The organism is Mucilaginibacter pedocola, assembly GCF_002013915.1.
GTDB classification, from domain to species: Bacteria; Bacteroidota; Bacteroidia; order Sphingobacteriales; family Sphingobacteriaceae; genus Mucilaginibacter; species Mucilaginibacter pedocola.
Genome location: NZ_MBTF01000025.1, coordinates 1 through 5,343, shown reverse-complemented (window position 1 = coordinate 5,343; position 5,343 = coordinate 1). Strand labels below are relative to the sequence as shown.

At 49.2% G+C, this 5,343-nt stretch carries 2 tRNA genes and 3 rRNA genes; all 5 read right to left on the bottom strand.

The features are described 5' to 3' along the window. Window positions 1-14: 14 nt before the first annotated feature. Window positions 15-126 (bottom strand): 5S ribosomal RNA (gene rrf / locus BC343_RS20270). A gap of 180 nt (window positions 127-306) precedes the next feature. Beyond that, window positions 307-3,183 (bottom strand): 23S ribosomal RNA (locus tag BC343_RS20265). Between the two features lie 227 nt (window positions 3,184-3,410). Next, a tRNA-Ala gene (locus tag BC343_RS20260) sits at window positions 3,411-3,484 on the bottom strand. An 86-nt stretch (window positions 3,485-3,570) separates the two neighbouring features. Then, window positions 3,571-3,645 (bottom strand) — tRNA-Ile (locus BC343_RS20255). A 166-nt stretch (window positions 3,646-3,811) separates the two neighbouring features. Continuing rightward, window positions 3,812-5,333, bottom strand: a 16S ribosomal RNA gene (locus tag BC343_RS20250). The 16S, 23S and 5S rRNA genes sit together here with 2 tRNA genes alongside, the layout of an rRNA operon. Window positions 5,334-5,343 lie beyond the last annotated feature (10 nt).

Here is a 5,343-nt window from a genome sequence, read left to right as displayed (position 1 = left end):
AAGGCTTGTTTAAAGGTTGGCACCGACCTACTCTCCCACATTTTACTGCAGTACCATCGGCTCTGGCGGGCTTAACTTCTCTGTTCGGAATGGGAAGAGGTGGACACCGCCGATATAGGCACCTGAATATTTTTAGTTAGTAGTGAGGGGTTAAGCGGTGAGTGGTTGTAGAGTTCAATAACTACCCACTCAATCAAGTATTCTCCATTCACTATAACTTGACATATTATTGAAAGAAGTAATTTCGAGAGAAAACAACAGCTTTGTGTTCGGGCAGCGGCAGAGCCGCCACCCTATTTACCTGCTATGAGAAAGCTTCGGATTATTAGTATTACTCGGCTTTGATGTCGCCATCTTTAGACCTGTAACCTATCAACGTAGTAGTCTGCTACGATCCTCAATGGAAGTCTCATCTTGTGGCTAGTTTCGCACTTAGATGCTTTCAGCGCTTATCTATTCCCAACGTAGCTACTCTGCAGTACACCTGGCGGCATAACAGATTCACCAGAGGTTAGTCCAACCCGGTCCTCTCGTACTAAGGTCAGCCCCACTCAAACTTCCAACGCCCACAACAGATAGGGACCGAACTGTCTCGCGACGTTCTGAACCCAGCTCGCGTGCCACTTTAATGAGCGAACAGCTCAACCCTTGGGACCTTCTCCAGCCCCAGGATGTGACGAGCCGACATCGAGGTGCCAAACCTCCCCGTCGATATGAGCTCTTGGGGGAGATCAGCCTGTTATCCCCAGCGTACCTTTTATCCTTTGAGCGATGGCCCTTCCATGCAGAACCACCGGATCACTATATCCGTCTTTCGACCCAGCTCGGCTTGTCTGCCTCACTGTCAAGCAAGCTTATGCTATTGCACTCCGCGTACGGTTACCAAGCGTACTGAGCTTACCTTTGAAAGCCTCCGTTACCTTTTTGGAGGCGACCACCCCAGTCAAACTACCCGCCAAACAATGTCCTCCGCTTTGCAGAGTTAGACACCAAATACAGAAAGGGTGGTATTTCAACGTTGGCTAACTGAATCCTAGCGAATCCAGATCACAGCCTCCCACCTATCCTACACATCCTGTATCCGATATCAATGTTAAGTTGTAGTGAAGGTGCATGGGGTCTTTCCGTCCCGTTGCGGGTAACCGGCGTCTTCACCGATACCACAATTTCACCGAGCTCATGGCTGAGACAGCGCCCAGATCGTTACACCATTCGTGCAGGTCGGAACTTACCCGACAAGGAATTTCGCTACCTTAGGACCGTTATAGTTACGGCCGCCGTTTACCGGGGCTTCGATTCAATGCTTCGCCTTGCGACTAACATCCCCTCTTAACCTTCCGGCACCGGGCAGGTGTCAGGCCATATACGTCATCTTTCGATTTTGCATAGCCATGTGTTTTTGTTAAACAGTCGCCTGGGCCTTTTCACTGCGGCTGATATTGCTACCAGCGCCCCTTCTCCCGAAGTTACAGGGCCATTTTGCCGAGTTCCTTAGCCATGATTCACTCGAGCACCTTAGGATCCTCTCCTCGACTACCTGTGTCGGTTTACGGTACGGGTTTTTATAATCTGAAGCTTAGCAGGTTTTCTTGGAAGCCTGGTTACCTGGGCTATCACCTTACCCGAAGGCTCGGTGTACTATCAGCGTTCAGCAAATCTGGCGTACTTAACTACCAAACCTATACCTACAGCCTTTAACGTGCTATTCCGTCAGCACGCGCCAGTTTCACTACTCCGTCACTGCGTCGCAATTATAAAAAGTACTGGAATATTAACCAGTTGTCCATCGGCTACGCCCTTCGGCTTCACCTTAGGCCCCGACTAACCCTGATCCGATTAGCGTTGATCAGGAAACCTTAGTCTTTCGGTGGGCGGGTTTCTCTCCCGCCTTATCGTTACTTATGCCTACATTTGCTTTTCTAATTCCTCCACAGTCAGTTGTCCTTCCTGCTTCTCCGGCAATTAGAATGCTCCCCTACCAGTACAATTAATTGTAATCCATAGCTTCGGTATAACGCTTAATGCCCGTTTATTATCCATGCCCGGCCGCTCGACTAGTGAGCTGTTACGCACTCTTTAAATGAATGGCTGCTTCCAAGCCAACATCCTAGCTGTCTGTGCAGCCGGACCTCGTTAGTTCAACTTAGCGTTAATTTGGGGACCTTAGCTGATGGTCTGGGTTCTTTCCCTCTCGGCCATGGACCTTAGCACCCATAGCCTCACTGCAATGTATATTATATAGCATTCGGAGTTTGTCTGGATTTGGTAGGATTTGACTCCCCCGCACCCAATCAGTAGCTCTACCTCTATATAACTTTACCATCACGCTGTTCCTAAAAACATTTCGGGGAGTACGAGCTATTTCCCAGTTTGATTAGCCTTTCACCCCTACCCACAAGTCATCCGGAAACTTTTCAACGTTTATCGGTTCGGTCCTCCAGTACCTGTTACGGCACCTTCAACCTGCCCATGGGTAGATCACAAGGTTTCGCGTCTACCTCCTCTGACTATACGCCCTATTCAGACTCGCTTTCGCTTCGGATCCGTGCCTGAAGCACTTAACCTTGCCAGAGAAGAGTAACTCGTAGGCTCATTATGCAAAAGGCACGCCGTCACACTTTACAGTGCTCCGACCGCTTGTAAGTACACGGTTTCAGGTTCTATTTCACTCCCCTGTTCGGGGTTCTTTTCACCTTTCCCTCACGGTACTGGTCCACTATCGGTCTCTCAGGAGTATTTAGCCTTACCGGATGGTGCCGGCAGATTCCCACAAGGCGTCTCCGACCTCGCGGTACTCAGGGTACCACTATCTTACTATTACTTACCCGTACGCAGCTCTCATGCTCTATGGCCGGGTTTCCCACCCCGTTCCGGTTCATTTTAGTAGTCATGTTGTGGCCCTACAACCCCATATATGCCGTAACATATATGGTTTGGGCTTCTTCCATTTCGCTCGCCACTACTCTGGAAATCATTATTATTTTCTCTTCCTCTGCTTACTTAGATGTTTCAGTTCAGCAGGTTTGCGCTATTGCAACTATTCTTCAAATAGTTAGGTTGCCCCATTCGGAAATCCCCGGATTAAATCATATTTGCTAATCCCCGGGGCTTATCGCAGCTTATCACGTCCTTCATCGCCTCTGAGAGCCAAGGCATCCCCCGTGTACCCTTATTTACTTTCTTCTATACTTGTGCTGCTTTTGCTCAGCACTGTATGCTTTTTGATTCGTGTTGCCGTCTTCATGTCATTGCTAACAATCTGAGCCTGCAACAGCCCTCTACTGTTGTTTTCTCTTCAATTTTACTTCTTCCAATATGTCAAAGAACGTTTCTTCAGTTTGCAGTTCCCGGTTCGCAGTGTGCAGCATAAAACTGCTTACTGTTAACTGTATACTGCCTACTGAAAAGCGTGGAGAATAACGGATTCGAACCGTTGACCCCCTGCGTGCAAGGCAGGTGCTCTAGCCAGCTGAGCTAATCCCCCTTTCAGATTAAGTCGCAAGCCTTTAGTTATAAGTTCAAAGCCATTTGACTTCTTACTTTCGACTTCTTACTTTTAACTTGCCTTCGTAGTCCCGAGCAGATTTGAACTGCTGACCCCTACATTATCAGTGTAGTGCTCTAACCAAGCTGAGCTACAGGACTGTGTTTATCGTACAATACTGCCACTACATGGCTTCACCACTGATGGCTTCATCTTCCGGGTTGTTTTTTTTTAAGAGTTATTGGGAAAACTATGCAGGCAACAACCGTTTGTTGTTTATGCCTTGTAAAGAAATACTTTTTGCTTAAAGTTGGGGCTTTGCTCCAGAAAGGAGGTATTCCAGCCACACCTTCCGGTACGGCTACCTTGTTACGACTTAGCCCCAGTTACCGGTTTTACCCTAGACGGCTCCTTGCGGTTACCGGCTTCAGGCACCCCCAGCTTCCATGGCTTGACGGGCGGTGTGTACAAGGCCCGGGAACGTATTCACCGCGTCATTGCTGATACGCGATTACTAGCGAATCCAACTTCACGGGGTCGAGTTGCAGACCCCGATCCGAACTGTGAACAGCTTTATGAGATTGGCATCCTGTTGCCAGGTAGCTGCCCTCTGTACTGCCCATTGTAGCACGTGTGTAGCCCCGGACGTAAGGGCCATGATGACTTGACGTCGTCCCCTCCTTCCTCTCTATTTGCATAGGCAGTCTGTTTAGAGTCCCCATCATTACATGCTGGCAACTAAACATAGGGGTTGCGCTCGTTGCGGGACTTAACCCAACACCTCACGGCACGAGCTGACGACAGCCATGCAGCACCTAGTTTCGCGTCCCGAAGGACTGGAGCGTCTCTGCTCCATTCGCTAACTTTCAAGCCCGGGTAAGGTTCCTCGCGTATCATCGAATTAAACCACATGCTCCTCCGCTTGTGCGGGCCCCCGTCAATTCCTTTGAGTTTCACCCTTGCGGGCGTACTCCCCAGGTGGAATACTTAACGCTTTCGCTTAGACGCTGGCCGTATATCGCCAACATCGAGTATTCATCGTTTAGGGCGTGGACTACCAGGGTATCTAATCCTGTTTGATCCCCACGCTTTCGTGCCTCAGCGTCAATCTTAGCTTAGTAAGCTGCCTTCGCAATTGGTGTTCTGTGGCATATCTATGCATTTCACCGCTACTTGCCACATTCCGCCTACCTCAACTACATTCAAGCCCATCAGTATCAAAGGCACTGCGATAGTTAAGCTACCGTCTTTCACCCCTGACTTAATAGGCCGCCTACGCACCCTTTAAACCCAATAAATCCGGATAACGCTCGGATCCTCCGTATTACCGCGGCTGCTGGCACGGAGTTAGCCGATCCTTATTCTTACCGTACATTCAGCTTCGGTCACGACCAAAGGTTTATTCCGGTACAAAAGCAGTTTACAACCCATAGGGCCGTCTTCCTGCACGCGGCATGGCTGGTTCAGGCTTCCGCCCATTGACCAATATTCCTTACTGCTGCCTCCCGTAGGAGTCTGGTCCGTGTCTCAGTACCAGTGTGGGGGGCCATCCTCTCAGATCCCCTAAACATCGTAGCCTTGGTAAGCCATTACCTTACCAACTAGCTAATGTTCCGCATGCCCATCTTAACCCTATAAATATTTGATTATCAAACAATGCTATTCGATAATATTATGCGGTCTTAATCTCTCTTTCGAGAGGCTATCCCCCTGGTTAAGGTAGGTTACATACGTGTTACGCACCCGTGCGCCACTCTCATCAGGAGCAAGCTCCCAAATCCCGTCCGACTTGCATGTATTAGGCCTGCCGCTAGCGTTCATCCTGAGCCAGGATCAAACTCTCCATTGTATAATGTGTT